The following is a 26,851-nucleotide window of genomic DNA, read 5'->3' on the forward strand; positions in this document are numbered from 1 at the left end:
GGCGGCGGCAGTGGTGGTGGTTGGTGGCGCGGGGGTGGGTTAGGGGCCCGGCTGTAGGCGGTTGGCTGTGTCTCGGACCAGGAGGATGGCCTCCTCCAGGCTGGCGGGGCGGAAGCGGCGTTCGCCGGCGCGGGTTCGCACGTCGGGGTTGAGCAGCACGCTTACCAGGAGGCGATTGTTCTCGATTCGCATGGTTAGCACGCACACGGCTGTCGGCGGTATCGCTGGGCCGTCGTCGCCGGTGGTCGGTCCGTGAAGGGCTGCCATTGACTCAGCTTCGTCGGTGGTCGTCACGCTGCTGTCATCGTGCAGTTCAGTGGTGCCCTCGTGCAGTTCAGTGGTGCCCTCGTGCAGTTCAGTGGTGCCCTCGTGCAGTTCAGTGGCGCGCTCGCGAGGTTCACGGTGGCCTCGCGAGGTTCAGTGGGTGGTGATCACTGAGTGCTCCCAGGCCTCCAGGTCGGAGGGGGCCCGCAGGTCCAGCTCCTCGCACATCCGGGTGCGGAAACAGCGGTAGAGGCGCAGCGCCGAGGCTATGTCGCCGTCGGAGAGGTGGGCGGCCATCAGGGCGCGATGCACGCTCTCCCGGAACGGGTCCAGGCGGGCCGCCGCTTTTCCGGCGGCGACGGCCTCGGCTGGTCGGTGCTCGCGGGTCCGGCGGCGGCAGAGGTGCTCCAGGGCGCGTACCCGGAGAAGCAGGAAACGCTCCCGGGCCATGATGATCCAATCCTCTTCCTGGTCCGGGAGCAGGTCGCCGGCGGTGACCAGCAGGTGGTCGTCGGCGGGTTCGGCGTCGGCCGGTTCGGCGATGGCGCCGGCGGTGATGGCCTCCGCCAGCGCCGTGCAGGTCCACAGGTCGACGGTGACGTCCGGGTGCAGGGCCAGGTTGGACCGGTCGGCCAGCAGCCGGTCGCCGATCAGCCGCCTGGTGCGGTGCACGACGCCGCGCAGGTTGCCGCCGGCTCGCGGCGCGGGCGCGGTCGGCCAGAGGGCCGACGCGGCGCCGGCCCGGTCGACCGAGCCGTCGTTGACCGCCACGTAGGCGAGCAGGCGCCGGCCACCGGTGCCGACCGTGATCTCGGTGGCCCCCCGGTAGAGGGCGAACCGGCCCAGGACACGGAGGTGCCAGTCGGTTCGGGAGTCGCATTTGCCGGGCATGCGTCCCTCCGGCACGGTCGGGGCGATACGGACAGAGTCTCGCCCTCATCGTGGCCCCGGGGGGACGCCGCTGTGAATCCATGAACTGACGGAGTCGGGTTACGGACTTCAGGGGCGACCGGTGCTGGTCTCCTCTGCGACGCTGGAAGGTTGCTTCACCGCGGCGATGGTCTCGCTGACCAGGTTCTTGCGCAGGTCGTCGCAGCGGGTCCGGCGAGCGCTGGCCTGGCAGTCCTCGAACGTCTTGTCGGCGACCAGTTTCGCGAGCAGCCCGCGACCCTCCAGCGAGCAGGTGAGCCCGCGGCAGAGGTCGTCCTGATACTTGTTGGCGTCGTCGAACGGCCGGTAGACGGTCTTCAGGCGCCAGTCGGCCTCCAGCGCCTGTACGTAGAGCCGCTCCCAGTCCTGGGGTTCGACGTCCTTCGCCTTCGCCAGGTCGTCGACCAGCTTGGTGACGGCGGTGACCCGGCCCTTGAGCGCCTCCGGCTCGGTGGCGAGCTTCTCGTCGAAGTGCTTCTCCACCTTCTCGACGCGGGCGCGCAGACCAGCGATCCGATCGGTGGTCCACTGTTCGCCGGTGAATCCGCAGTCCTCCGGAACACCGTCGTCGGCCGTTTCCGAGCACTCCCGGATGCACGCCAGCACCTCGTCGAAGGCGGACTTGATGGCCGGCCGCCGATCCGCTCTCACCTTGCACTCGATGGTGTCGAGCAGGTCCTTCAGCCGGGTCGTCAGCGCGTCGACGGAGGTCTTCGCGGCGGTCCGTTCGGTGCGGTACGCGGTGCGCGCCGCTTCGAACGCCTTGTGCCGGTTCTCCAGTGGGATGGCGCTGGCCGCTCGCTCGGCGGCCTCCGCCTTGACCCCCTCGTTCTCGCACTTGAGCTTGTCGATCCCGGAGGTGTCGCAGCTCATCGAGGGCGGGCAGCGGCGGGGAGGCTTCGAGTCGGCGGGCTTGTAGGTGGAAGGCTCGTCAGGCGTCGGCTTGTAGGGCTCGGGCTCCGGCGGCTTCTTGGGGTCGTATCCCTCGGGCGGGGTCGGATACTGCGGGTCCTCGGGCCCATACCCGGACGGCGGCTGCTGCGACGGCGGGTATTTCTCGCCGGGCGGCGGCTGCGACGGCGGGTATTTCTCACCAGACGGCGGGTATTTCTCACCAGGCGGCGGGTACTCCTCACCAGACGGCGGGTACTTCTCGTCCGGCGGCGGCTGCTGAGATGGCGGGTACTTCTCGCCAGGCGGCTGCGACGGCGGGTCGGGCGGCCGATAGCCGGGCGCCGGCACCCCTCGCGGCTGGTTCCCGTAGCGCGCCGATCCGGAGTCGCCACTGTGCGGGTCGGAGGTCTGAGGGGAGCTCATGGCGCCTTCTTTCATCAAGACGAACAGAGAGACGAACCGAGAGACGAACAGAGAGACGAACAGAGAGACGAACACGTCGGGAGAACACCTGGCATCGTCGGAGACCGGCCGTCAGGGAGGCGTCACGACGGCGTCTCCGGGGTGTGGTACGTCCGCAGGTCGACACTGGAGAACAGGAAGAAGTCGAGAGTCGGGGCCCGATCGGCGAGCCGCGGCGGCAGCGTGATCGCCAGCATGGTGACGGTCTCCAGCGCCGCACCCCCGGCAAGCAGGTGGTTCAGCGGGGCGGTGACGGTCAGGTACGTGCTGAGCGGCGTCAACTGATGAGCCGGCCGCAGATCGGTCGGGTCGGTCGAGGGCGGCGGCACGTCGCAGTGCCCCACGTCGCCGAAGCAGCCGCCGTGCCCGAAGACGTGGAACCGCCCGGCGTACCCCTCGGCCTCGGTGCGCCCGGTCCCGGCGTGCGCCGCCGGATTGTTCACGAAGACCCGGACCTCGTACGAGGAGTGCCCGTGGTCGACATCGAGGAAGACCAGGTCGGCGCGGGTGAACGCGGCCCCGCCGGCGTAGCGCAGCGTGGCGGTGCGGGTCATCGTCTCGGTGGAGACGGTGGTGGCGTCGAAGTCGGCCATGTCCGATCACCCGGCCACGTCGACGGCGTAGCCGTACCCGAGCCGGGTCAGGCTGAGGGTGTCCCGCACGGTCATCGGGAACGGTGTCAGCGCCTGGTCGAGCAGGTGCTCCGGTGGTGGCCGCCCGCGCGGGCCGATCTGCCACAGGTACCAGACCCGGTCGATCATCGCGTGGTGCGTCCAGAAGATCGGGTCGTAGGCGGCCACCGAGATCAGCGTCATCGCGCCGCCGACCCAGCCGTGCACGCTGTTGTGCATGCCTTCGACCAGGCTGGTGAAGTCGCCGAAGGTGGGCGCGTCCAGGGCCCGGCGGATCGTCGCGGCGCGCGGCAGCTCATCCGGGTTGTCCGGGTCGCGCAGTGTCCACGGCGCCGGCCCGTCACTCAGCGCGCCCTGGTTGATCGGCTCGTCGCGGAACCGTTCCAGGTCGGCCGCGCTGAGCGTGACCGGCCCGGTGGACAGCGGGTTGCGGTTGATCCGGCCCGGGTCACGCCGGTACGCGGCCGGCAGCCCCTCCCGGTGTGAGCGCGCTGTCGTCCAGTCCCACCACGGCAGGTCGGCGCCGGGTTCGAGGTCCTGCAGCGCCCGCTCGAAGAGGTACAGGTAGGCGCGGTGCCACGGCAGGAACAGCGGCCTGTTGTGCGGGCATTCGTTCGGCAGGGGCAGACCGTGCAGGCCGGCGAAATACCCGTACCCTCGCTCGTCCCTGATGCCGTAAGCGCGAGCGAACGCGGCGCGCAGCGCCCGGAGCTCGCCGTCGCCGAGCGTCGAGGCCTCTCTGCGGATTCCCATGTCGCGCAGCATGCGAGGGCGTGCGTCGCATCGGCGTCAATCGGGGGAGCAGGACGGAGGCGGGGGAAGACGGCCGCCACGGCCGCGTGACGACCACGTGACGGCCACTGCGGACAGTCGTGGCATGAGCGGTTTCCGGGTTCTCTCCGTCGCGAGCGACGGTCTGCGGCGACTGCTGTGGAACTCGTTCGCCGGTGACCCCGCTCTGGCCGAGCTGCTCGGCACCGAGGAGGGCATCGTCTTCGAGAATCCGACGGAGACCGCGAAGGACTCGTCGCGGCGGCTGTCGCTCTGGCTCTACCACGTCGCCGAGGACGAGCATCTGAAGAACACCCCGGCGGTACGGCTGGCCGACGGCACCTTCCGGATGACACCGCTCGTCCTGGACCTGTACTACCTGCTCACACCGTTCGCCCTGTCCGGGGTGGCCGGCCATCTGATGCTCGGCCGGGCCATGCAGACCTTCCACGACACGAGCACGGTCCGGGTCACCGACGGCCGGCCGGACGGGGTGAACGAGGAACTGCGGATCACCCTGTACCGGCGGTCGCTGGACGAGATCTCGCAGGTGTGGCAGGCGCTGCGGGAGCCGTACCGGCTGAGCGTCTGCTACCAGGTGAAGGTGACCCGGCTGGACTCCGGCCGCATCGACGGTTCGGCGCCGGTGATCGAGGTGTCCGCCGAGTGGGAGCCCGACCTCGTGCGGTCGGTGTCGCCATGACGGATCTGCGCACCTACCGGCCCGCCGGCATCTTCGATGTCCGGGACAATTTCCGGGAGACCCAGAAAGCCGACGGTACGGCGGCAGGCGTGCGCGGCCCGATCCGGTTCGCGGTCCGTGCCGTGGTGACCGCGCAGGGCCGCACCGAGCCGTCCGGCTGGGTCCTGCACACCCGGCGCACGCTCTCCGGGTTGTCCGTCTTCACCGACGAGGTGGTCGACGAGCGGCCGCCGCGGGTGGCCCGCCGCCTGGCCGCGGCCGTGACCAGCGTCGAGCTACGGGTGTCCAGCCCGGGTTTCCAGCCGGCCGACCTGGCGTTCGCGCCGACCGGCGGGCAGCGGATCCAGATCGACCTCGCGCCGGGCCTCCGCTATCCGTTCGGCCCGGCCACGCTGCTGCGCGGAACCGTCGAGCGGGAAAGCGGAACCGGCCAGCGGGAGAACGGCACCGGCCAGCGGGAGAACGGCACCGGCCAGCGGGAGAACGGCGGGACCGAAGCCGGCGTGCTGGTGACGGCGCCGGGCGCCCGGTACGACTACCGCACCGCGGCGGACGGCTCCTGGGTCCTGGTCCTGCCGGACCCGCCGGGACCCGTGGACGTCGCCCTGACCCTCACCCTCCCGCGCCCCGCCGCGGTCCTGTCCGCCGGATGGGCTCGGAACGGTCCGGTGGTGACCCGCACGGTGCGGGTGCTGCCCGGCACGACCACGTCCGTACCCGAACTTCGGCTCCGGCTCATCTAGGAGGCCAGAGAAGCATGCCCGAGTACCTCGCTCCCGGCGTCTACACCGAGGAGATCAGCACCGGACCGGTCCCGATCACCGGGGTCAGCACCAGCACCGCCGGGTTCGTCGGACTCACCGAGCGCGGGCCGACGGCCGTTCGCCTGGTGACCAGCCTGCGTGAGTACGAGCGCTGGTACGGCGGACCGATCGGGGACTCCTTTCTCCCGTACGCGGTGAAGGGCTTTTTCGATAATGGCGGCCAGCGACTGTTCGTGGGGCGGGTGATCCGGCCGGACGCGGTGCCCTCCACGGTGACGCTGGCGACCGCCGGCGACGACCTGGAGCTGGCGGCGATCGGGCCGGGGAACCTCGACAACCGGCTGTTCGCGCGAGTGCTGCGGCCGACCCGGCCGGATCCGGCGAACCTGGCGAACCCGGATCCGGAGCGGTTCCGGCTGCAGATCCTCTTCTACAGTCAGCAGCCGCCGACGCCCCTGGTGGATCCGTTCAACCGGGACAACCTGCGCAACCGGGACCGGCGGGAGCCGGACGCCTTCGAGGACTGGGACGACCTGTCGCTGGATTCGCTCTCCGACGCGTTCGCCCCGAACGTGCTGCAGAACTCGCAGCTGATCGCGCTGACGCCGGGCACCCCGGGCCTGCCCACGCTGAACGCGGACTGGACGGCGTTCGCCGGCGGCAGCGACGGCGCGGGCATGGACCTGGACGCCTTCCGGGGCACCGAGGAGCCGCTGACCGGCCTGAACGGGCTACGGATGATCGACGAGATCTCGCTGCTCTGCGTGCCCGACGAGGTGAACGGCACCCTGCTGACCGCCGCGTTGCGCGACGCGATCCGGCAGGAGGTGGTGATCCAGTGCGAGGAGCTCAAGGACCGGTTCGCGATCCTGCAGGTGGACGGCAACCAGGCCGACGTCAACGCCATTCAGCCGCCGCTGACCAGCTCGTACGCCGCGATCTACCACCCGTGGGTACGGGTCCTCGACAGCCGGACGCTGGACACCCCGCTGGTGCCGCCGGGCGGCCATGTCACCGGGATCTACGCCGGCACCGACATCCTGCGCGGCGTGCACAAGGCGCCGGCGAACGTGGAGGTCCGCGGGATCATCACCCGGGACCTGCCGGGCAACCGGAAGCCGCTCCAGTTCCTGGTCAACAAACGGCAGCAGGACATCCTGAACCCCCGGCTGGTCAACGTGATCCGGGACTTCCGGGCCGACCGCCGGGGCATCCGGGTCTGGGGCGCGCGCACCCTCGCGGCGGACGCCCAGTGGCGGTACGTGAACGTCCGCCGGCTGTTCATCTTCGTCGAGGAGTCGATCGACGAGGGCGTGCAGTGGGTGGTCTTCGAGGGCAACAACGAGGCCACCTGGGAGCGGGTCCGCCGCAGCATCGTGAACTTCCTGGTCAGCGTGTGGCGCAGTGGCGCGCTGATGGGCACCCGGCCCGAGGAGGCGTTCTTCGTCCGCTGCGACCGGACCACGATGACCCAGCAGGAGATCGACACCGGTCAGCTCGTCTGCTACATCGGCCTGGCCGCCGTGCGACCGGCCGAGTTCGTGATCCTGCGATACAGCCACCTGACCAGTGAGGCGGAGGCCTGATCATGCCGGCTACCGGGGATCGCAACGACCCGTACAGCGCATTCAACTTCATCGTAGAGATCGACGGGGTGGTCGTCGGCGGGTTCGCCGAGTGCTCCGGGCTGACCATGGAGCAGGAGATCATCGACTACCGCAACGGCGACGAGCCGAACATCAAGCGGAAGCTCCCGGGCCAGCAGAAGCAGGCGAACCTGGTGCTCAAACGCGGCCTGACCCAGTCCCGGGAGCTCTTCGAGTGGCGCAAGCTGGTGATGGACGGGCTGACCGAGCGGCGGCCCGGCAACATCCAGCTGCTCGACGAGGCGCGGCAGCCCGCCCTGCAGTGGAACTTCCGGGAGGGCTGGCCCTGCAAGCTGGAGGGCCCGGCGCTCAACGCGAAGGCGAGCGAAGCCGCGATCGAGACCCTGGAGATCGTCCACGAAGGGCTCGAGCAGCAATGACCGAGCCACTGGTCCGGGGCCGGACGACCGGGCGCGGCCCGGGCGGACCGGCACGCCCGGCGCCAGGCGTCGCGGTGGAGTGGGTGGGACCGCTGTTCCGCCAGGTCAGCGACGTGCGCGGGGACATCGCCGGGTTCGCCGGGCGGGCCGTGCGCGGGCCGGTCGGCGAGCCGCTGCGGCTCGCCGCCGCCGCCGAGTTCGACGCCGCGTTCGGGCCGCCGCCGGCGGAGTCGTTCCTGGCCGACGCGGTGCACGGCTTCTTCGCCAACGGTGGCGAGATCTGCTGGGTGGTGCGGGTCGCGGCGAACGCCGCCGCCGCCGAACTGGTCCAGCCGGGCATCCGGTTCACCGCGCGCAGCCCCGGGACCTGGGCCAACGGCATGACGATCGAGACGCGGCCGTCCGGAGGCGACCGGTTCGCGCTGATCATCCGGGCGCCGGACGGGCGCCGGGAGGTGTGGCGCAACCTCACCGTGGAGACGCTGCCGGAGCGTTTCTCCCCCGAGGCGGAGTCGTCGTCGACGATGTCGGTGCTGGTCGCGGCGGTGGCCACTGGTCGGCCGATCGTGCCGTTCGGCGCGAAGCTGGACGGCGGGACGGATGGCGACACCTCGGCGGACGCCCTGGCGGCCGCGGCGGTCTTCGAGGACGTCGAGGAGATCGGCCTGGTGGCGATGCCCGACCTGACCACGCCCCGGTTCCCGCCCGGCGTGATCGCGGACGCGCAGGCCCGGCTCGCGGCGGCCTGCGAGGACCGGCGGGACCGGACCGCGCTGCTGCACCACCCCGACCCGGCGGCGCTGGCCGACGACGTGATCGCCTGGCGGGAGACGTTCACCACCGCGTTCGCGGCGATCTACTGGCCCTGGCTGCGGACCGCCGACCTGCGGGAGATCCCGCCGAGCGGCCACGTCGCCGGCGTGGTGGCCCGCTCCGAGCTGGCCGCCGGGCCGCACAAGCCGCCCGCCAACGAGCCGGTGCTCGGCGTCGTCGGGGTGAGCGTCCCGGTCGACGACGAGCGGCACGGCCAGGTCAACGAGGCCCAGGTGAACGCGATCCGGGTGGTCGCCGGCCGGGGCGTACGGGTGGCCGGCGCCCGCACCACCAGCACGGACCAGCAGTGGCGCTACCTCAACGTGCGGCGCCTGGTCACGCACATCCAGCGCACCCTCGCGGCGCGGGCCGCCTGGCTGGTGTTCGAGCCGGACAGCCTGGTCATGCGCGACAACCTGGAACGGGTGACCCGGCAGTACCTGGACGAGCTGTGGCGGGCCGGCGCGCTCGACGGGCGTACCGCGGAGGAGGCGTACAGCGTGGAGGTCGCCGACGAGGCCGAGGGACGGGTGGTGGTCGAGATCGGCCTGCTGCCGCCGTGGCCGGCCGAGTTCGTGGTGGCCCGGATCGACGTGGCGGGAGGCGACCGTGCCGACGACAGCTGACCGGGCCGACCCGTTCCTGGCGTTCCGGTTCGAGATCCGGCTCGACGACCTGCCGGTGGGCGGCTTCTCCGACTGCTCCGGGCTCAGCGTGGAGACCGAGTTCCTCGACTACCCGGAGGGCGGGGTCAACGACCACGTGCACCGGCTGCCGGGTCGCAGCCGCTTCCCGAACCTGGTGCTGAAGCGGGGCATCGTCGACAAGCTGCTCTGGGATTGGCACGCCGAGCTGATGCGCGGCGTGGTGCGGTTCCGCAACGGGACGGTGCTGGTCAAGGACGCGGCCGGCGCCCGTACCGACCTGAGTTTCGAGTTCACCAAGGCACTGCCGATGAAGTGGACCGGGCCGGAGCTGTCGGCCGGCGGCAACGCGGTGGCCGTGGAGACGTTCGAGCTGGCCCACCAGGGCCTCGACCGGCGGAAGTGATCATGCCGCTGCACATCGGTTCGCTCACCACGGACATCACCGTCGTCGACGGCGAGCTGCCGCTCTCCGAGCGGCAGGTCTGCCAGATCGCGGCGGCGGTGGTCCGGCTTCTGGAGGTACGCGACCGCGACGCCCGCCGCCAGCAGGAGGCCACCCGGATCCGGCGCAGCGTCCAGCCACCGTCCCCGATAGCGGGTGACTGACGATGGCCCTCGAACACGCCGTCATCAAGATCCTCGACGCCGACGCGATCGACCCGAGCCGGGGCCTGACCGAGTTGCTCCGGGTCCAGTTCAACCCGGCCGAGTACAACCGGACCAAGGCCGCCCAGCTCGCCGAGATCGGCATCCCCGGCCTGGACTCGCCGATCCTGCAGTTCGTCCGCGGTCAGACCGAGACGCTCAAGCTGGACCTGTTCTTCGACACCACGGCCGCCGGGATGGGCGACGGCGCGTCCGACGTGCGGGAGCTGACCAAGGGCTTCTACCAGCTCGTCAAGATCCAGCCGAAGACGCACGCCCCGCCCCGGATCCAGCTGACCTGGGGCGAAGGCCTGTCGTTCAAGGCGATCGCCGACTCGGTGGACCAGAAGTTCACGCTGTTCAGCCCGGCCGGCATCCCGCTGCGGGCCACGGTGACGCTCTCCCTGCGCGAGTACAAGACGCTGGAGGAGCAGCTCGCCGAGCTGAACCTGCAATCGTCGGACCACACGAAACTGCACGCGGTCCTGGAGAACGAGACGCTCGCGTCGATCGCCCTGGCCGAGTACGGCGACGCCCGGCTCTGGCGGCGGATCGCCGACGCGAACCCGGACCTGGTGGAGAACCCGGCCGCCCCGCCGGTCGGCGCCCAGCTGGAGATTCCCAGCGACGAGTCCCGGACCGGTGTGCGATGAGCGCGGCGACCTTGCCGGTCACCACCGCCGGGGACTTCTACGTCCCGGCGTTCGAGCTGAAGCTGCGCGGCCGCCCGGCCACCAAGGACGTGATCCGCGACGTCGTCTCGGTGTCGTACAAGGACGGCATCACCGACATCGACAGCTTCGAGATCGTGATCAACAACTGGGACGCCGCGACCCGGGCGTTCAAGTACTCCGACGACACGCTCTTCGACCCGGGCACCGAGGTGGAGCTGCGGATGGGCTACCGCGGCGGCGACGACCTGGACCTGATGATCACCGGGGAGATCACCTCGCTGCGGCCGTCGTTCCCGTCCGGCGGGCAGCCCACGCTCACCATCGGCGGCCTCAACCTGTTGCACCGGTTCCGGGACGAGCAGCGGTTCGTCGCGTACACCGACAAGACCGACTCGGAGATCGCCGTCGAGATCGGGCAGCGGATCGGCGCGCGGGTGCGCACCGACCCGCTGAACGAACCGCGGCACAAGTACCTGCTCCAGGACGCCTTCGACGTGGCGTTCCTGATGACCCGGGCCCGGGCCAACGGGTACGACCTGTTCGTCGAGGAGTCCGACGGCACCGGGCCCCGGCTGTATTTCGGGCCGTCCACCGAGGTCCGCCGCCCCACCTACGAGCTGGTCTACGGCCGGACGCTGGTCGAGTTCCAGCCCGAGCTGACCACCGCCGGCCAAGTCGGCGAGGTGGTCGTGCAGGGCTGGGACCCGATCCGCAAGGAGAAGATCGAGTACCGGGCCAAGCTGCCGGAGCTGGAGACCGAGGGCCTGGGCGCCGGGGTGCAGCGGTCGTTCGAGAAACGCAAGGAGGTCGTCGCCGACCGCGTCGTGGACAGCCTCGCCGAGGCCCGGCAACTGGCCGTCGAGATCCTCCAGCAGATCGCGAAAGGCCTGGTCAAGGCGACCGGCTCGACGGTCGGGCTGCCCCGGCTGCGGGCCGGCAGCGTGATCGAGGTCGGTGGCCTCGGCGACCGGTTCGCCGGCCGCTACTTCGTCACCGACACCACCCACGCGATCGGCGACAGCGGTTACACGACGCAGTTCGGTTGCCGCCGCGAAGAGGTCAAGGGGAGCTGAGATGACGGCGAACAACGTGGTGCTCGGGATCGTCAAGGACTTGAAGGACCCGCAGAACCTCGGCCGGGTCCGGGCCGTGCTGCCCCAGCACGGCAACCAGCTCTCCGAGTGGGCGCCGATCGTGTCGGCCGGCGCTGGCAACGCCCGTGGCTCCTACTTCCGCCCGGAGATCGACGACCAGGTGATGATCGTCTTCGAGCGGGGGGACCTGCGGCGGCCGTACGTGCTCGGCGGGGTCTGGTGTGTTCCCGGCCCGCCGCCGGAGAAGTCCGGGGTGAACGAGGTCAACGACGTCCGGCAGATCATCACCCGCAGCGGCCACGTGCTGCGGTTCGACGACAAGGCGGGCGCCGAGCGGATCGAGCTGATCACCGCGGGCGGGAAGCAGAAGGTGGTGCTGGACAAGGCCGGCGGCGGCCGGATCGAGGTGACCGCGACCGCCGGGACGGTGGTCGTCGACGCGGCCGGCGACGTGACGGTCAGCAGCAAGGCGAACCTCACGGTCACCGCCACCGGCGACATCTCGATCACCGCGAGCGGCGCGCTCAAGCTGCGCGGCAAGACCGTCGACATCAACTGACGGCGACAGCGACCAAGGGCGGACATCATGGGCAAGCCAGCCGCGAAGCAGGGCGATCGGATCACCGCGCTCGACCGCCACCTCATCCAGCCGCCCGGCGCGCCACCGCCGCCGCCGATCCTGGTGCCGCACCCGTTCAACGGGATCCTGACCCAGAAGCTGAGCGGGGACGTGCGGATCGAGAAGCGGGCCGCCGCGACCGTCGACTCGGTGGCGATCAACACGCCGCCGCACCTGCCCAGCGGCGGGCTCTTCGTGAACCCGCCGGACAACCGGGGGACCGTACGGGCCGGCAGCGCCACCGTGCGGATCAACGGCCGTGCCGCGGCCCGCGCCGGCGACTCGGCCCGGACCTGCGCGGACCCGGGACCCAACCTGTCCGCGAAGGTCGTCGCCACCTCCACGGTCCGGATCGGGGGCTGAGCATGGCCGCCGATTTCCTGGGCAAGGGCTGGGCGTTCCCGATCGCGGCGCCGACCCGCCGGGGCCCAGAGTACGCGCAGGGCGCCGAGAAGATCCGGCAGAGCATCTGGCTGATCCTGAGCACCGCGAAGGGTGAGCGGCCGTTCCGCCCGGACTTCGGCGCCGGCATCCACGACCTGGTGTTCTCGGCCAACACGCCGGGACTGCGCGGCCTGGTCGCCGCGGACGTGCGGGCCGCGCTGACCCGATGGGAACCCCGCGTCGACGTGCTCGACGTGCGGGTCGAGACCCCCGACGACGCCCGCAACCGGCTGATCATCTCGATCGGCTGCCGGATCCGCGCGAACAACGCCGCCCTGAACCTGGTCTACCCGTTCTTCCTCAACGAGGGCGTCGGGCTGGTGGGTGATCGCCGTGCCGATTGAGCCGCCGAACCTCGACGACCGCACGTTCGACCAGATCCACAACGAGATGCTGCTGCGGATCCCGCACTACACCCCGGAGTGGACCGACTGGAACGAGTCCGACCCCGGCGCCACATTGATCGAGCTGTTCGCCTGGCTCGCGGAGACCATCGGTTACCGCCTCAACCAGGCGCCGGAGCGCAGCCTGCTCACCTTCCTCCAGGTCCTCGGGATCGAACCGGTGGCGGCCAGTCCGGCGGCCACCGATCTCACCTTCACGGTTCGTGACGGCGAGCTCCGCCCGATCCCGATACCCGCCGGCACCCCGGTCAGCTCGTCGGTGAGCACCGAGAACGGCCCGATCGTCTTCGAGACCGAACGTGGCGTCGACCTGATCCCGCTGCGGCTGCGCAGCATCCAGGTGGCCGGCCCGAACCGCTTCGACGTGATCTCCACGGACGAGGCGGCGTACACCGCGTTCCGCCCGTTCGGCGGCGACCCGCAGCACGGCGACGCGCTCTACCTCGGCTTCGGCCCGGCCGAACCGACCGCCGCCGTCGAGTTCCCGCAGCAGATCAGCCTGCTGATCGACCCGCCGAAGGACCGGCAGGGCGCGGTGACCGACGCCCGCCTGCAGTGGGAGTTCCGCAGCGACCCGGACAGCGACAGGTGGAGCCCGCTCGGCCTGATCGTCGACGAGTCGCAGGCGTTCACCCGCAGCGGCTACGTGCAGATCGCCGGTCCCCGCACCAGCGCGGCCGTGGCCGGCGTGGGCCGCGAGGACCGGCCGATGCACTGGCTGCGCTGCCGGTTCGTGTCCGGGCAGTACCCGCCCGGTCAGGAGCCGGTCATCGAGCTGCTGCGGCACAACACGGTGCCGGCCCGCAGCCTCACCACCGTGGGCGCCGAGCGGGCCGGGACCAGCGACGGCCGTACCGGTCAGGTCTTCCGGTTGAAGAACCGGCCGCTGCCGGAGCCGGACGCCGCGACAGTGGACGTCGCCGACCCGGCCGGTGGCACCGATCCGGCCGAGATCCGGTGGGCGGTGGTCCGCGACCTGATCGAATCCGGTCCGGACGACAGGCACGTGGTGGTCGACGGCAGCCGTGGCGAGCTGCGGTTCGGCGACGGCCGCAACGGCCGGGTGCCGGTCGCCGGCTTCGAGATCCTGGTCGGCTACCGGTACGGCGGGACCGTGCTGGCCAACGTGCCGGCCGGCGAGGTCGAGGGCCTGCAGACCGCCCCGCCGGGCATCGACGCGGTCACCAACCAGCGCAAGAGCGAGGGCGGCCGCGACGAGGAGACCGCCGCCGAGCTGAAGCGGCGGGCGCCGGCCGCGCTGCGCAGCCGGGACCGCGCGGTCACCGCCGAGGACTACCGGGAGCTGGCCCGGAAGGTCGGCGGGGTGGCCGACGCGGTGGCGATCGGGATGCGGCATCCGAACTTCCCCGATACGGCCGTGCCCGGCAGCGTGCTCGTGGCGGTGCTCGCCCGCTCCACCGACCGGGTGCCGGCCGCCAGCCCCGGGCTGCTCGAAGCGGTCGCGGACGAACTCGCGCCGAAACGGGCCATCGGCACCGAACTGCACGTGCGCGGCGCCCGGTTCGTCGAGGTGGAGGTCACCACGGTGATCCAGGTGGCGCCGTTCGCGGCGGTCGGCGAGATCGTCGCCGAGGCGCAGCGCCGGATCGACGCCCAGCTCTCGCCGAGCGGCGGCGGCCGGTTCGGCGTCAGCTTCTTCCCGACCTCGCTGTTCGGCGTGCTCCAGCAGATCCCGGACGTCCTGGCGGTCCCGGCCCTGGAGGTCCGCATCGACGACGCCGAGCACCGACTGGATCAGGAGGTCGTGATCGCGCCCGACCAGCTGATCGTGCCGGCCGCGAACCACCGGATCGATGTGCGGACGAGGAGCATCCCGTGACCACCGCCGCCACGATCGCGCGGGGCTCATGGTGGTTCGGCCGGGGCTGGCTGCCCTGGCGGGCCGCCACGTCCACGGTGGCCGTCGGCGGCAACGGGTTGAGCCTGACGCCGCGGCCCGGCGGCCCGCTCGGCCTCGGCTCGCCGAACGGCACCCTCGGCGGCCTGGTGCTGCCGCCCACCCTCGCGGCCGATCGCGTCACGCTGTGGCTCTTCGACCGCACGGCGTGCCGGCTGCGGCTCTTCGACCCGATCTCCGGCCGATTCGGTACGGTCGTGAGCTCGCACCACCTCGGTGGGGCGACGAGCATCGCCGCCGCCGGTAAGGGCATCGCTGCCGCCGATCCACACCGTCACGACGTGATCGTGCTGGACCCGGCCACGCTGAGCGTCCGGGCCGTCCTGACACTGGGCGACCGCCACCCGATCGCGCTGGCCTTCGCCGGCGACCGGCTGCTGGTGCTCGACGACGAGGGGACCGTGCACCGGGCCACCCCGGCGCTGGACCGGCTCGAGCCGCTGCTCCGGCCGCCCCCGCCGGCCGGCTCCGGCTGGCGGCGCATCGCCGTGGACACCGAGGGCCGGATCCACCTGGCCGGCGGTGAGCCGCCGAGAATCGTGGCGCGGCTGTCCCCGGGGCGCTGGGAGCACCTGCCCGAAGCACGCTTCCCGGAGCCGCCGATCACCGCCGACCACCTCGGCCGGTTCCGGGTGCCGTCCCGCTTCCGGATCGCCGGCGCGCCCGCCGATCAGTGGTTCGATCCCTGCGGGGAACCCGTCACGATCACACCGGGGGACGCGGCCGGACCCCGTACCCATGGCACCCTCGGCGACTGGACCAGCGCGCCGCTGGACAGCGCGATCCTCGGCTGCCGCTGGCATCGCACCGTGCTGACCGGGGTGATCCCGCCCGGCTGCTCGGTCAGCCTGCGCACGTTCGCCAGCGACACCGCGTTCGATCCGGCCGGGGTCGACGACGCCTCGTGGAGCCGCGCGCACGTGCTGACCGGCGTGCCGCAGCCGGGCAAGCCGGCGGACTCAGCCGTCGACCGGGACTTCGCGGTCCTCGCCGAACGCGGCCGGTTCCTCAGCGTCCGGCTCGGCCTCACCGGCGACGGCTGGGACACCCCGGTCGTCGGGCAGCTGCTGGTCGAGCCGCAGGTGGCCGGCCTGGAACGCTTCCTGCCCGCGATCTACCGCAGCGAGGAGCAGACGACCAGCTTCCTGCACCGGTTCCTGGCGATCTTCGGCGCCGAGCTGGACGCTGTCGAGCAGCGGCTGCGGAGCCTGCCCGCCCGGTTCTCCCCGGCGGCCGTGCCCGCCGGACTGGTCAACGCGCTCGCCGCCGAACTGGGCGTCGCCCTGGAACTGACCTGGACGCCGGAACAGCGGCGGGCGCTGCTCGCCGTGGCGCCCGGCCTCTACCCGCGCCGCGGCACACCGAAGGCGATCCGGGAGATCCTGCGCGCGCACCTGAGGGCGGAGCTCGGGCATCCGGTGCCGGAGTCCGTCCCGGCGCTCGTCGAGGGATTCCGGGAACGGCCGGGCGCCACCCTCGGGCACACCCGGGTGCCGACCGGCGCCGGCGTGGGCCTGTGGAGCGCGTCGGTGGTGAATCGTCCCCGGCTCGGCGCGCGCGGACGGCACGACACGATCAACCTGATCTCGGTCGGCGACCAGCTCACCGACCGGTTCCGGGTGCACGCCAACCGGTTCACCGTCCTGGTGCCGACCGGTCTGCTGCCGGACCGCGACGCGCGGGACCGTTTCGAGCGGCTCGTCGCCGCCGAGAAGCCGGCGCAGGTCGCGCACCAGGTGCTCGAGATCGAACCGCGGACCGTCCTCGGCGGGCAGGCGCTGCTCGGCGTGGACGCGTACCTCGGCAAGCGACCGGCGGCCCGGCTCGCCGACGCCGGCGATCGCACCGGCCCGCCCCTCGGCCGCGGGCTGCGGCTCGGTGGCCGGGGACCGGGGCGGGACCGCCCACCACCCGTCGGACGGGACAGCTATGTCGGCGTCCGCACGGTCCTGGTCTAACCAGATTGTCGTCGTTAAGGAGAATGCCCGATGAACCGACGCACCGGTTCCCCGCGGACCCGACCGCGGTGGTTCACCGGCCGATTCCTGACCGCCCGTGACCTCACCGACGAGCAGGACTACCACCGGTACTGGCGGCACCTGCACAACCGGCTGCTGCACGGCTGGGGCACGGTGTGCGGCCTGCGGGTACGCCCCGACGACCGGCCCGGACACACCCACGACCACGTCCGCGTCGACCCCGGCATCGCGCTCGACGCGTACGGCCGGGAGATCGTCGTGGACGAGCTGGACCGGGTGCACTGGCCGGCCGATCCGCACCGGCCGTACGGCGAGCACACCCTCGGCATCCTCTGCGTCCGGTACGAGGAGTGCGACACCGAGCCGCTCCCGGCGATCGTCGGTGACTGCACCGCGACGGACGCCACCGAGCTGGGCCGGACCGTGGAGAAGCACCGGTTCGAGGTGCACGTGCCGACCGGTGAGCAGGGCGACCCGTGGACCGCGCTGCTCCACGGCCACCACGGCGGCCCCGGCCCGGAGGACGGCTGCGGGCCCGGCGGGGGCTGCCTGGAACCCGCGGACGACCTCGGCGGATGTGTGCCGATCGCGCTGCTCTGCCGTACCGGCGAGGAGCCGATCCGGGTGGACGTGGACGAGCGGGGCGTCGCCCGTACCGTGCGGCGAAGCCTTCCCCCGCCCGCCGCCTGGCTCACCCACATCTCGCACACGAGCTGGGAACACGGGTCCTACGTGCCGGTCCAGGAGCTGATCCGCGACTACGGCCGGCTGCACGTCTGGTTCGACCGGGAGATCGCCGAAGGCGACGAGACGAGGGTCGGCGTCAACTCGTTCACGTTCGTCGTGGAGGTCGAGGACCCGCGCGGCAACCGGGAACGGCTTGCCGCCGACCCCCGGTACCCGCCGCAGCTGGTCGGTGAGCGGGAGGCCGTCTTCACGATCGACCCGGACGAGCTGCAGGCCCGCCGCCGGGGCGGCCATCCCGGCATCGTCGGCGAGACCGTCTTCGTGACGGTCTACGGCGACCTGATCCACGACTGTCACGGACTGCCGGTCGACGCCGACTACCTCGGCTCGTTCCCGACCGGCAACGGGATCAAAGGCGGAGTTTTCCGGAGCTGGTTCACGGTTTCCCAGGAGGCGGGCAAATGATCACCGAAGGGCTGGAGCGTCCCCTCTTCTCCAGCGGGATGGTGCTCTCCGACACCGACCTGACCGCGCTCGTCGACTGGATCCGCGCTCGCTTCGCCCTCGGCCGGCACCGGCACGGCTGGGGGGTCGCCTGCGGGCTCGACGTCGCCTGCCGGCCGGGTTGGCCGGGGTGGGTCACGGTCCGGACCGGGTACGCGGTGAGCAGCACCGGCGCCGACCTGGTCGTGCCCGCCGCATTCCACGTCGATCTGACCGAGTGGACGAAGGTCGCCGCGCCCGAGAACCCCGCGTGCGGCGACGCGGTCGTCGATCTCCTCCTGGAAGCGGCGGAGAAGCGGTCCGGCGCCGAGCTGGTGGACCGGTGCGGCTGCGGCGGCGGATGCGAGCGCGCCGGCATCGTGCAGACCCGGGTGCTGGAGGACGCCGCGGTACGGGTGAAACCGGTGCCGCCGCCGACCGGCCAGGACGACCCGGCCGCGGACGGGGCGGCGCAGTGGCAGGAGGAGTGGACGGCCTGTCACGAGATCGTGCGGGACTACGTCAACGCCGGCCCGGACGCTGGCGGGACGGCCGCGATCCTCACCTGGCTGGACGGGCACAAGGTGCTCGACGAGCCCTGCGACTGGCGGCACGACCTGCGGGCCACGCTGACCGGCCCGGCCGACAAGGATGTCTTCGGCAAGGTCGCGCTCGCGCTGCTGGAACTCGTCGCCGTGTACCGGCACCGGCTGCTGCGCCGGGAGTGCCGGGACGCCGACGAGCCGCTGCGGCTGGCCCGGGTGTGGCTGCGGCGGGCCGCGCTCGACGACAAGCAGAACGTGGCGCGCGGGCCGGTCGTCGCCCGGATCGACGCCTACCCGCCCTACCGGCGGGAGCTGGCCCTCTCGCCGGGGCATCCGGTCGCCGGGGGAACCTACGACCTGACCCCGTTCATCTGGCAGCGCTGGGAGCAGGCGATCGGGTCGTGGCACGCGATCGCCGGCAGCGCCGAGTTCGCGCTGGAGAAGCCGGCGAACGTGGCGGCGCTGCTGCCGCTGCTGGAGAACAGTTCCGCGGTGGCCGCGAAGTGGGGTGACCCGCCGCCGGTGCCGGTGCTGGTCGACGTGCCGTGCCTGGGGCGCCGGATCATCGGCTTCCGCAGCCAGGCCTTCAAGTTCGCCCCGGCCCCGGCCCCGGCGCCTGTTCCTGAGCCCGTGCCGGAGCCCGCGCCTGCTCCTGAACCCGTGCCCGTTCCTGAGCCCGCGCCTGCTCCTGAACCCGTGCCCGTTCCTGAGCCCGTGCCCGCGCCTCCTCCCGGGCCCGCTCCCGCTCCTGATCCGCTTCTGGAGATCAAAGGCGTCGGCCCGAACAACATCGGAAAACTGCACGCGGCCGGCATCACCACCTTCGAGCAGCTCGCGAACGCCCCCGACGCGACAGTGGCGCAAGCGCTGCGCGGCCAGCCGATTCACCGGATCAAGGCGGAGGCCCGGGGCCGGATCGGGCGCAAGCCGTGACCGCGCGCGCCGCGTTCCAGGACGGCGACCGGCTCCGGGTCGACGACCTCAACCAGGAGGCCGCCTCCCGGGCCGCCGACGCCGACACCCACCGGGCGGTCGTACACCCGGTACGCGGCGCCGACCGGGGCCTGCTCGGCGCGTCGATCAGCTCGGCCGCTGAGGGCACCTCGATCAGCCTGGTGCCGGCCGGGCCGTCCAGCAGCGTGCGCGTGGACCTGCCGGACGTCCCGGATGCGCTGCGCCTGGCACCCGGCGGTCATCGTGCCGCCGGGCCGGTCCAGGGTTCCGGGACGTCGCTGACCGTGCACGGCGCCGTCCGGATGACCGCGGCGGCCGTGCCGCCGCCGGAACCGGCGCCCTGGACGATCCGGGCCCTGGACCACCGCGACGACCAGAACCGCCTGATCGGCCGGGAACTGCGGATCGAGCTCGAGGTGCCGGCCGGCTCGTCGCCCGCCAACAGCCGGGTGGCCGTCCGGGTTCGCGCCGAGGCCGACCTGACGGAACCGCCGCCGGATCCGCGCTTCCTGGTGGACGCGACCGGGACGGTCACGGTCTCCGGTGATCTCACCGTCGCCGGCACGGTCTCGCAGGGGCTCGTACCCGCCGATCCGGCCGACCCGAGGTTCGTGGCGGCACTCGTCGACGTGCTGGCCCAGCGGATCGCCGGCCTCGCCACCCAGCCGGAGAACGCCGCGATCAAGCTGACCGTCACGGCCGACCCGTCGGGGTCCACCGCGAACTCCACCAAGCTGGTCGTCGGGTCGACCGTCGACCGGGTGTTCCCGCACTGGGGGGTCGCCCTGGAGATCCACCGGGAGAGCGTGAAGTCCTTCCGGCTCGTCCAGATCGGCGGCCACCCGTTCGCGATGAACCCGATCGAGGCCACGGCCAGGGCGGAGTGGGCGACACCGCTCACCCCGGAGACCGCTGCGACGGTGTTCGTCGCCGTGGTCGCGTTCGATCTCCAGGGTCAGCTGTTCGCCCAGCGAGTGCCGATCACGGTCCCACCGCCCCCGGCGGCCGAGGGTGACGGCGACATCGACGAGGGCCTGGAGTTCCCGGTCTGATCCGATCAAGGAGGCCAGCATGTCGCGCAGCGTGTTCGAGGACGGGCGGATCCTCCGCACCTCCGATTTCGTCGCCGACCAGGCCGACCACCTGACCCGGCACCGGCTGCACAACAACAGCCAGCACCGGTGGGGGATCGTGGCCGGCCTGGAGATCGTGAACGTCGGTGGCGAGCTGGTCGTGCAACCCGGGCGGGCCGTCGACGGGTACGGCCGTGATCTGGTGCTGACCAGCGTGCAGACCCTCGACCTGCGTCTCTTCGAGCAGCGGGACGTGGAGGACGTCGACGTCTGGATCGTGTACCGGCTGGAGATCCTCCGGGCGGCCGGCGACGGTGTGGACCGGGTGAGCGACGGGGCGCGGATCGAACTCGACGACGCGCAGCCCCTGGTGGACGTGCGCAGGCCGCCGGGCGTACCCAAAATTGATCTTGAGGCGACTCCGCCGGTGACGACCGACGATCCGGGGCGGCGATGGCCGGTCTTCCTCGGCCGCGTCACCCGCAACTCCACCAAGGAGGACGGCGAACCCGAACCGGTACCGAGCACCCTTCCCTATGCCGGGCTGATCGGCGCCACCGTGCAGCACCCGAATGGGGACCTCTGGATCGATCTCGGCGCCACGACGGCCCGTACGGTGGCCGTGAAGTTCACCGAGGAGAAGACCGTCGGCGGCAAGCCCACGACCGTGACGGCCACGCCGCTGACGGTCGGCGAGGACGGCGTCGTCTTCGACCGGCAGCTCACCGTGCAGGGTGATCTCGTGCTGCGCGGCGGGTCGCTGGCGATCGAGTCCGTCCCCGCCACGCCGGCCGGCACCCCGCAGACGCCGATCCCGGACTGGTCGATCACGCATATCAAAGCGGGCACCGACCACGAGCTGCGGATCACCATGCCCGACCAGGCCGGCGCCCTGCCCACCCGGCTGACGGTCGGGCAGGTCCGCGACGGCGAGTTCGTGGCGAACCTGACCCTCGACGAGAACGGGACCATGATGATCACCGGCAACCTGATCGTCGGCGGCAACCTGAAGGCCGCGAAGATTCAGGAAGCCGAGCTCAGCGACGACGCGCGGGCACAGCTGGCAGCCGTGCAGGCGAACAGCCTGCTCGCCATCTTCACCGCGTTGCGCTCGGGAAATCCATGATGGATGTGACGATCGGCGCTCTGCACGTGGTCGGGCGGGCGGTCAGCGGCACAGGTCTGGATCTTGGAGAGTTGCTCGGCGCCTCCGCCCGGGACCGGATCGCCGACGCGCTCACCGCCTCGTTCGACGGCGACGAGGTGATTGTGATCCGCTCGCTGAGCTGCCGGGCCGTGATCGGCCTGGATCAGCCGTTCGCCGACGACGTCCTGCCCCGGACGATCACCGCGGCGGTCACGCGCGCCGTCGTGGACCACCCGTTCGACGACGACGAGGTGGTGCGTTTCCCGGACACGGCGGATTATCTGGCCACGTACCTGCACGACTGCCGGGACGGGCTCGCCGACCGGTGGTACTACACGCCGCTGGCCCGTTTCCGCACTGTGGACGGGACGGTGGACTGGGCCGGGCTGCTGTCGTTCCACCATCTGCATCGATGGCGGATCCTCGCGCGGATCGATGGACGTGGTGACCTGGAGGCGCTGCTGGGCGCGCTGGACGGGGACGCGCTGGCCTCGCTGGCCACGGGCGCTGACGATGGTGGGGCGTCGCTTTCCGCGACAGCGATTTCGTTGGTACGGGCGGCAGGCGTCGACCTTCCGGAAGGACTGCGGCCGGCCGTCCCCGGCGTTCCGGATTGGCGGGACCCGGTGAGCCTCGGTGGGGTGCTCGGGGCGATGGTGCGGGACCTGCTCGGGGGTTCGGGCGCCGATGGTTCGGGCGCCGGTGGTTCGGGTGCCGGTGGTGCGGCGGTGCTGGAGGTGGCTCGGGGGTTCGACTGGTTCGATCACGGGGCTTTCGCTGAGGCGCTGTCTGCGGGGGTGATGTCGTCCTCGGCGGCCGGTCTCGCCGAATCCTCGTCGTCCGCTGCCGCCGTCTCTTCTGTTCCCGGCTCCGCAGGTTCCACGTTGGCGTCTGCTGCCCCCGCCAGCTCCACAGATTCTGCTGTCGCTGCATCTACCTTGGTGCCCTCCGCTACCGCCGCCGCCATCTCCGCCTCCTCCGACGCCTCGGTTGCCTCCCAGCCCTCCACGGTCCCGGGAACCTCTGGCTTCTCCGGCGCCGCCGACGACTCGACGTCCTCGGATGCCTCCCTTTCCTCAGCAGCCTCGTTCTTCTCCCACGCACCCGACGCCTCGGCGTCCTCCCAGGCTGCCGCCGCGTCGGCCTCCTCTCTCGCCGCCGACCTCTCGGCCTCCTCCCGGGCCGCCGCCGCCTTGGCCTCCTCCCGGGCCGCCGACGCCTTGGCCTCCTCCCGGGCCGCCGACGCCTCCGCTTCCGGCCCCGCCGCCTCGGGCTACTCCCTGCTCGGCCCCCCAGAATCCGCGATCTTGGAGAATGGGGAGTCTGCGGCTATCCGGAACTCGCCAACATCGCAAGAGTCGGCCGATCGGCCTCCGCAGAATTCCCCGATCTTGGACATTTGGCCGCCTACGGGTGCGCCGGAGGCTCCAAGATCGGGATCTGCGCCGGCGGCACCCCCGATTCCGCAACCGCCTGCCCCGATCGTGGAAACTCCGGTACACCCGGCCGCGGAGACCTCGGGACATATGCCCGCCCCGGCCGCGGAGACCTCGGGACATCTGCCGGCCCCGGTCGCGGAGACCACGGCACACCCGCCCACTTTTGAGATCTTGGAGAGTTCGCGGTCGGCGGGGGCGGTGCTGTCGCCTCGTACTCGGCAGGTGCTGGCTGATCTGGTCGCTGTTGTCGAGCGGGACGGGCGGCTCTACCTCGATCCCGCTGATCCGGGTGGGGCGGCCAACGTGATCCGGCTGGTCGCGGCGCTGATCCGGTACGCGCCTCGCTGGTCGGAGGACGAGCACGCCCGTTCGGTGGCCGCGCGGGTGCTGCGGGTTTGGGGTGAGTCGGTGGCTCTGCCCGGCCGGGCGGTACGCGAGGAAGCCGGAAGAGGCGGGTCAGTGGGGATGGCCTCGTACAAAATCGGTCTTCGGTTTGGTGAATGGAGCGCGAGTTTCGCGCCGTCCCGGACCGCCGCGGGGTTGCTGCTCTTCCGGACGCTGCGAGATCTTGGATTGGGGGCGGCGCTGCTCAGGCCGCTGCCCGGCCCGCGCTCGTCCGACGAGTCCTCGGAGTCGCTGCTCACGGCGCTACTGCGATGTTGGGCCGGTGCGGGCGTGGAACCCGATCCGCTCGTGGACTTCGTCGCGGGGCTGGGAGCGGACGACGGTGCCGTGATTGATTTCGGACAGGTGGCTCGCCGCATGATCGGGCAGCGGCTCGTCGTGGGGCCGTTCCGGATCGTGGAGATTGCCGGCGGACTCGTGATGGTGGGCGCGGATGAGCGGATTTTGCCGCTGCCGGATCTCGGTGTGCCGGGGAACGCGGACGACGATCTGCTGCGTGACCTGGGTGTGGACGTGCGCGATCCGGAGCCGGAGGACGTGGCGAGGGTGACCGCCGCGCTGGCGAGCGTCGATGCGGAAGATCCGCGGGTGGCGCTGCTGGCGGTCTGTTGTGTGCAGGTGTGGGGGCGGTGGTTGCCCGGGTTCGGCAACGCGTCGGCCGGGTTCCTGCTCTATCGGCTCGTGCGGCGGCCGGCGGAGATCAGCATCGACGGGTCGGCGATTCGGGTGCGGATGCCCTCGTGGCCGCACGACATCGTGCTCAAGCTGGCCGGATATCTCGATCCGGTCGAGCCACCCACGATTCTCGGCGGGCGGGGGATTCGCTTTGACTGAGCCCTATTCCAGCAGCTCGGAGCATCTGCACGACCACCTGCGCCGGGTCGAGCAGCTGGTCCGCGCGCAGGTCGAGCGGTGGCGATCGGCGGTCGCCGAGCAGCGTCCGGACGTCCGGTGGGGTACCGGGATCCTGGACCCGGCGGAGCTGTCCCGCTATCTGGCGCATCCGTTCGAGGAGCCGATGGACGATCTCGCCCGCAGTCCGGGCGAGGCGCACGCCGCCGTGCTGCAGGCCACCGCGCTGGCCGCCCGGATCGAGATGCGCCGATTGAAGGAGCCGGTGCCGGACCTGCGCGTCGAACGGCTGCGCGACGCCTTCGATCTGGCGCGGACCGATCTCGACGTGCTGCTGATCTGCCTGCTCGGGGAGCTGGACGCCCGGTATCGGCGGCTGTACGCCTATCTGGCGGACGAGGAGTGGCGGCGGGCGCCGTCGGTGGGGCTGCTCGCCGAGATCCTGCGGCCCGGTGCGGCCGGCTTGGCGGAGTTCCGGGAGCGCTTCACGCCCTCGTCGCCGCTGCTCCGTCACCGTCTGATCAGCCTGGGGGAGGAGGGCGGGCTGTCGGCGCGCTCGGTGGTGATCGACACGCGGATCGCGGCGTTCCTCGGCGGCTCGGACTATCGGGACGGCTGGCTGGCCGACGGCGCCCGGGTGGCCGCGACTCTGGACGCGTCGTCGCTGGCGTTGACCGCCGCGCGCCGAGCGATCTTGGAGTCGCTGACCGAAGCGTGCCGGAAGAATCCGGTGGTCGCGATGCTCGGCGCTGAGGGCAGCGGGCGGAAAGCCTTCGCCCGCGCCGTCACCACCACCCTCGACATGCCCCTCCTGATCGCCGACGCCCGGCCGGACGGTGCGCAGGACGTCTACCGGGAGGCGCTGCTGCGGGGCGCCGCCGTCTACTGGCAGGACTGCTCGTCCCTGGCGGGCCGTTCCGCCGCCGACGACCGCACCTGGTCCGACCTGCTGGAACGCGCGGCCGCCCACCCGAAGCCGAGCTTCGTCGACCATGCCCAGCCCTGGGACGCGTCGCTGCTCCGCGTCCCGTTCCCGTCGCGGTCCCTGGACGAGCGTCGGATGATCTGGGAGAAGCTGCTCGATGATCAGGCGCTGGCCGACCGTCTGGCCGGCACGTTCCTGCTGACGCCCGGCCACATGCACGAGGCGATCCGGATGGCCGGCCCGGATCCCACCCCCGACGCCCTGCACGAGGCCTGCCGCAGGCAGTCGTCCCGCCGCCTGCTCAGCATCGCCCGCCCGGTCGAGGCCCCGGCCGACATGACCTTGGACGACATCGTGCTGCCCGCCGACCGCAAGGCGGAGTTGTTCGCCCTGCGCGACCGCATCCGCAACCGCCCGCACGTGGAGCGCCTGCTCGGCCACAGCGGCGCGAAGGGCCTGGTGGCGATGTTCGCCGGCTCCTCAGGGACCGGGAAGACGCTGGCCGCCGGGCTGATCGCCAAGGATCTGGGCCGGGATCTGCTGAAGGTGGACCTGTCCCAGGTCGTCAGCAAGTGGGTGGGCGAGACCGAGAAGAACCTGGACCGGGTGTTCACCGAAGCCCAGGACGCCCACGCCATCCTCTTCTTCGACGAGGCCGAGTCGATCTTCGGCAAACGGGGAAACGTGACCGACGCCCGCGATCGGTATGCGATGCAGGAGATCAGCTTCCTGCTGCAGCGGATCGAGGAGTACGAGGGTGTGGTCATCCTCGCCACGAACCTTCGCCAGAACGTGGACGAGGCGTTCGCGCGCCGGATCGCGGCGATCGTGGACTTCCCCCGTCCGGACGAGGAATGCCGGCGCCGGATGTGGCGGCTGGCGCTCACCGGTGTCGCGCACGACCTGACGGACGCGGACGTGGAGACGCTGGCCGTGAGCCATCGGCTCTCGGCAGCGGCGATCGCCGAGGTGGTGGTGGCGGGGGCTTTCGTCGCGCTGAGCCGCGACCCGCAGGCCGCGTCGGTCACCGTGGGGGACGTGGAGGACGGGGTGCGGGCCGAGCTGCGGCGGCTCGGCCTACCCCAGACTTCCTAGACCGCCGGCTCGCGATCCGGATCCGCCTCCCTCATGGGACGGTTGCGGAGCGAGTGATAGGCCCGTGTGCGATCGCTGCTGCCTTCGATGAACGCTGCCTCCGACGGGAAGAGAGGGATCACGCGTACCAGACCCATGTCCCGCCCAGGGACGGACAACTCCACTCCGTAGGTGACGCCCCAATCGAGGAGCATGACGGAGCTGAACCGGGAGAAGCCCGGCAGCGTGACGCCTGTCAGGATCTGGCCGGCCTCGTAGGGCTCGCCGGTTCTCGCCGGCGCCGAGCCCAGCTCCGCCAGCGATGCTGCCATCGCGGCGGGCCATGCATCGTCGGGCCGGCCGGCGATCGAGATGCTCAGCTCACAAGGATGGTCGCGGAAGTTGGGATGCGCGCTCAGCCCGGCGGTCCACAGTAGTGTGGTGTCCTCGTCCGGATCCTGTGCTCTCTCGGGGGCAAGGTACAGAAGGAAGACAGCGTGCTCGTCAGCCGGTGCGATGTGATCTGGTTCGTCGAACATCTCGTGATATCCGGCGATGACCGCGGCAGTGAGTTCGTCGTCCAC

At 71.6% G+C, this 26,851-nt stretch carries 26 protein-coding genes; 20 read left to right on the forward strand and 6 right to left on the reverse strand.

What is annotated here, in order from left to right; translation table 11 throughout:
- Positions 1-39: 39 nt before the first annotated feature.
- The 5 genes from AB0F72_RS17135 to AB0F72_RS17155 all read right to left on the reverse strand — a co-directional run bounded on the left by AB0F72_RS17135 (position 40) and on the right by AB0F72_RS17155 (position 3,935).
- Positions 40-375, reverse strand: coding sequence for a hypothetical protein (locus AB0F72_RS17135; protein WP_360431829.1), 336 nt, complete (start codon positions 373-375; stop codon positions 40-42).
- Positions 376-417: 42 nt separating this feature from the next.
- Positions 418-1,155 carry a BTAD domain-containing putative transcriptional regulator gene (locus tag AB0F72_RS17140; protein WP_360431514.1) on the reverse strand — a complete coding sequence of 246 codons (738 nt, stop codon included), beginning with the start codon at positions 1,153-1,155 and terminating at the stop codon, positions 418-420.
- A 108-nt stretch (positions 1,156-1,263) separates the two neighbouring features.
- Entirely contained in the window at positions 1,264-2,511 is a 1,248-nt protein-coding gene (locus AB0F72_RS17145; RefSeq protein WP_360431517.1) for a hypothetical protein, read from the reverse strand.
- A gap of 122 nt (positions 2,512-2,633) precedes the next feature.
- Entirely contained in the window at positions 2,634-3,143 is a 510-nt protein-coding gene (locus tag AB0F72_RS17150) for a hypothetical protein (protein ID WP_360431520.1), read from the reverse strand.
- A gap of 6 nt (positions 3,144-3,149) precedes the next feature.
- On the reverse strand, positions 3,150-3,935 hold the full coding sequence (locus AB0F72_RS17155; protein ID WP_360431523.1) for a tyrosinase family protein: 786 nt from the start codon (positions 3,933-3,935) through the stop codon (positions 3,150-3,152).
- 124 nt (positions 3,936-4,059) lie between these two features.
- Here AB0F72_RS17155 and AB0F72_RS17160 point away from each other — a divergent pair, with 124 nt between their 5' ends.
- Genes AB0F72_RS17160 through AB0F72_RS17255 form a run of 20 tightly spaced genes read left to right on the forward strand, consistent with a single transcriptional unit; the run spans position 4,060 to position 26,288 of the window.
- Entirely contained in the window at positions 4,060-4,656 is a 597-nt protein-coding gene (locus tag AB0F72_RS17160) for a DUF4255 domain-containing protein (protein WP_360431525.1), read from the forward strand.
- Positions 4,653-5,399, forward strand: coding sequence for a hypothetical protein (locus AB0F72_RS17165; RefSeq protein WP_360431528.1), 747 nt, complete (start codon positions 4,653-4,655; stop codon positions 5,397-5,399). Before AB0F72_RS17160 ends, AB0F72_RS17165 begins: the two co-directional genes overlap by 4 nt.
- Before the next feature lie 14 nt (positions 5,400-5,413).
- Positions 5,414-7,006 carry a phage tail sheath C-terminal domain-containing protein gene (locus AB0F72_RS17170; RefSeq protein WP_360431531.1) on the forward strand — a complete coding sequence of 531 codons (1,593 nt, stop codon included), beginning with the start codon at positions 5,414-5,416 and terminating at the stop codon, positions 7,004-7,006.
- A 2-nt stretch (positions 7,007-7,008) separates the two neighbouring features.
- Entirely contained in the window at positions 7,009-7,446 is a 438-nt protein-coding gene (locus AB0F72_RS17175) for a phage tail protein (protein WP_360431534.1), read from the forward strand.
- On the forward strand, positions 7,443-8,885 hold the full coding sequence (locus tag AB0F72_RS17180; RefSeq protein WP_360431537.1) for a phage tail sheath subtilisin-like domain-containing protein: 1,443 nt from the start codon (positions 7,443-7,445) through the stop codon (positions 8,883-8,885). Before AB0F72_RS17175 ends, AB0F72_RS17180 begins: the two co-directional genes overlap by 4 nt.
- Positions 8,869-9,309, forward strand: a complete 441-nt coding sequence (locus AB0F72_RS17185; RefSeq protein WP_360431540.1) for a phage tail protein — start codon at positions 8,869-8,871, stop codon at positions 9,307-9,309. Before AB0F72_RS17180 ends, AB0F72_RS17185 begins: the two co-directional genes overlap by 17 nt.
- Before the next feature lie 2 nt (positions 9,310-9,311).
- Positions 9,312-9,512 (forward strand): hypothetical protein, encoded by a 201-nt coding sequence (locus AB0F72_RS17190; RefSeq protein ID WP_360431543.1) that lies wholly within the window; start codon positions 9,312-9,314, stop codon positions 9,510-9,512.
- Positions 9,513-9,514: 2 nt separating this feature from the next.
- Positions 9,515-10,204 (forward strand): peptidoglycan-binding protein, encoded by a 690-nt coding sequence (locus AB0F72_RS17195; protein WP_360431546.1) that lies wholly within the window; start codon positions 9,515-9,517, stop codon positions 10,202-10,204.
- Positions 10,201-11,298 carry a hypothetical protein gene (locus tag AB0F72_RS17200; RefSeq protein WP_360431549.1) on the forward strand — a complete coding sequence of 366 codons (1,098 nt, stop codon included), beginning with the start codon at positions 10,201-10,203 and terminating at the stop codon, positions 11,296-11,298. The genes AB0F72_RS17195 and AB0F72_RS17200 overlap by 4 nt, the downstream gene beginning before the upstream one ends.
- 1 nt (position 11,299) lies before the next feature.
- Positions 11,300-11,878 (forward strand): phage baseplate assembly protein V, encoded by a 579-nt coding sequence (locus AB0F72_RS17205; RefSeq protein WP_360431552.1) that lies wholly within the window; start codon positions 11,300-11,302, stop codon positions 11,876-11,878.
- 27 nt (positions 11,879-11,905) lie between these two features.
- Entirely contained in the window at positions 11,906-12,301 is a 396-nt protein-coding gene (locus AB0F72_RS17210) for a PAAR domain-containing protein (protein ID WP_360431555.1), read from the forward strand.
- Between the two features lie 2 nt (positions 12,302-12,303).
- A complete protein-coding gene (locus tag AB0F72_RS17215) occupies positions 12,304-12,726 on the forward strand; it encodes a GPW/gp25 family protein (protein WP_360431558.1) in 423 nt (140 codons plus the stop codon).
- Positions 12,716-14,626, forward strand: coding sequence for a putative baseplate assembly protein (locus tag AB0F72_RS17220; RefSeq protein WP_360431561.1), 1,911 nt, complete (start codon positions 12,716-12,718; stop codon positions 14,624-14,626). Before AB0F72_RS17215 ends, AB0F72_RS17220 begins: the two co-directional genes overlap by 11 nt.
- Positions 14,623-16,662, forward strand: a complete 2,040-nt coding sequence (locus tag AB0F72_RS17225) for a phage tail protein (RefSeq protein ID WP_360431564.1) — start codon at positions 14,623-14,625, stop codon at positions 16,660-16,662. The genes AB0F72_RS17220 and AB0F72_RS17225 overlap by 4 nt, the downstream gene beginning before the upstream one ends.
- Positions 16,663-16,692: 30 nt before the next feature.
- Complete coding sequence (locus tag AB0F72_RS17230) at positions 16,693-17,835, forward strand: hypothetical protein (protein ID WP_360431567.1); 1,143 nt, start codon at positions 16,693-16,695, stop codon at positions 17,833-17,835.
- Positions 17,832-19,331: a hypothetical protein gene (locus AB0F72_RS17235; RefSeq protein ID WP_360431570.1), complete on the forward strand. Its 1,500-nt coding sequence runs from the start codon at positions 17,832-17,834 to the stop codon at positions 19,329-19,331. The genes AB0F72_RS17230 and AB0F72_RS17235 overlap by 4 nt, the downstream gene beginning before the upstream one ends.
- On the forward strand, positions 19,328-20,404 hold the full coding sequence (locus AB0F72_RS17240; protein WP_360431573.1) for a hypothetical protein: 1,077 nt from the start codon (positions 19,328-19,330) through the stop codon (positions 20,402-20,404). The genes AB0F72_RS17235 and AB0F72_RS17240 overlap by 4 nt, the downstream gene beginning before the upstream one ends.
- A gap of 19 nt (positions 20,405-20,423) precedes the next feature.
- Positions 20,424-21,551, forward strand: a complete 1,128-nt coding sequence (locus AB0F72_RS17245) for a hypothetical protein (RefSeq protein ID WP_360431576.1) — start codon at positions 20,424-20,426, stop codon at positions 21,549-21,551.
- Complete coding sequence (locus AB0F72_RS17250; protein WP_360431579.1) at positions 21,548-24,250, forward strand: hypothetical protein; 2,703 nt, start codon at positions 21,548-21,550, stop codon at positions 24,248-24,250. Before AB0F72_RS17245 ends, AB0F72_RS17250 begins: the two co-directional genes overlap by 4 nt.
- Positions 24,243-26,288 carry an ATP-binding protein gene (locus tag AB0F72_RS17255; RefSeq protein ID WP_360431582.1) on the forward strand — a complete coding sequence of 682 codons (2,046 nt, stop codon included), beginning with the start codon at positions 24,243-24,245 and terminating at the stop codon, positions 26,286-26,288. The genes AB0F72_RS17250 and AB0F72_RS17255 overlap by 8 nt, the downstream gene beginning before the upstream one ends.
- Here AB0F72_RS17255 and AB0F72_RS17260 read toward each other — a convergent pair.
- Entirely contained in the window at positions 26,285-26,851 is a 567-nt protein-coding gene (locus tag AB0F72_RS17260; protein WP_360431585.1) for a hypothetical protein, read from the reverse strand. The two genes, AB0F72_RS17255 and AB0F72_RS17260, sit on opposite strands and share 4 nt — an antisense overlap.

Origin of the sequence: Actinoplanes sp. NPDC023936 (assembly GCF_040639325.1) — a bacterium.
Lineage (GTDB): Bacteria > Actinomycetota > Actinomycetes > Mycobacteriales > Micromonosporaceae > Actinoplanes.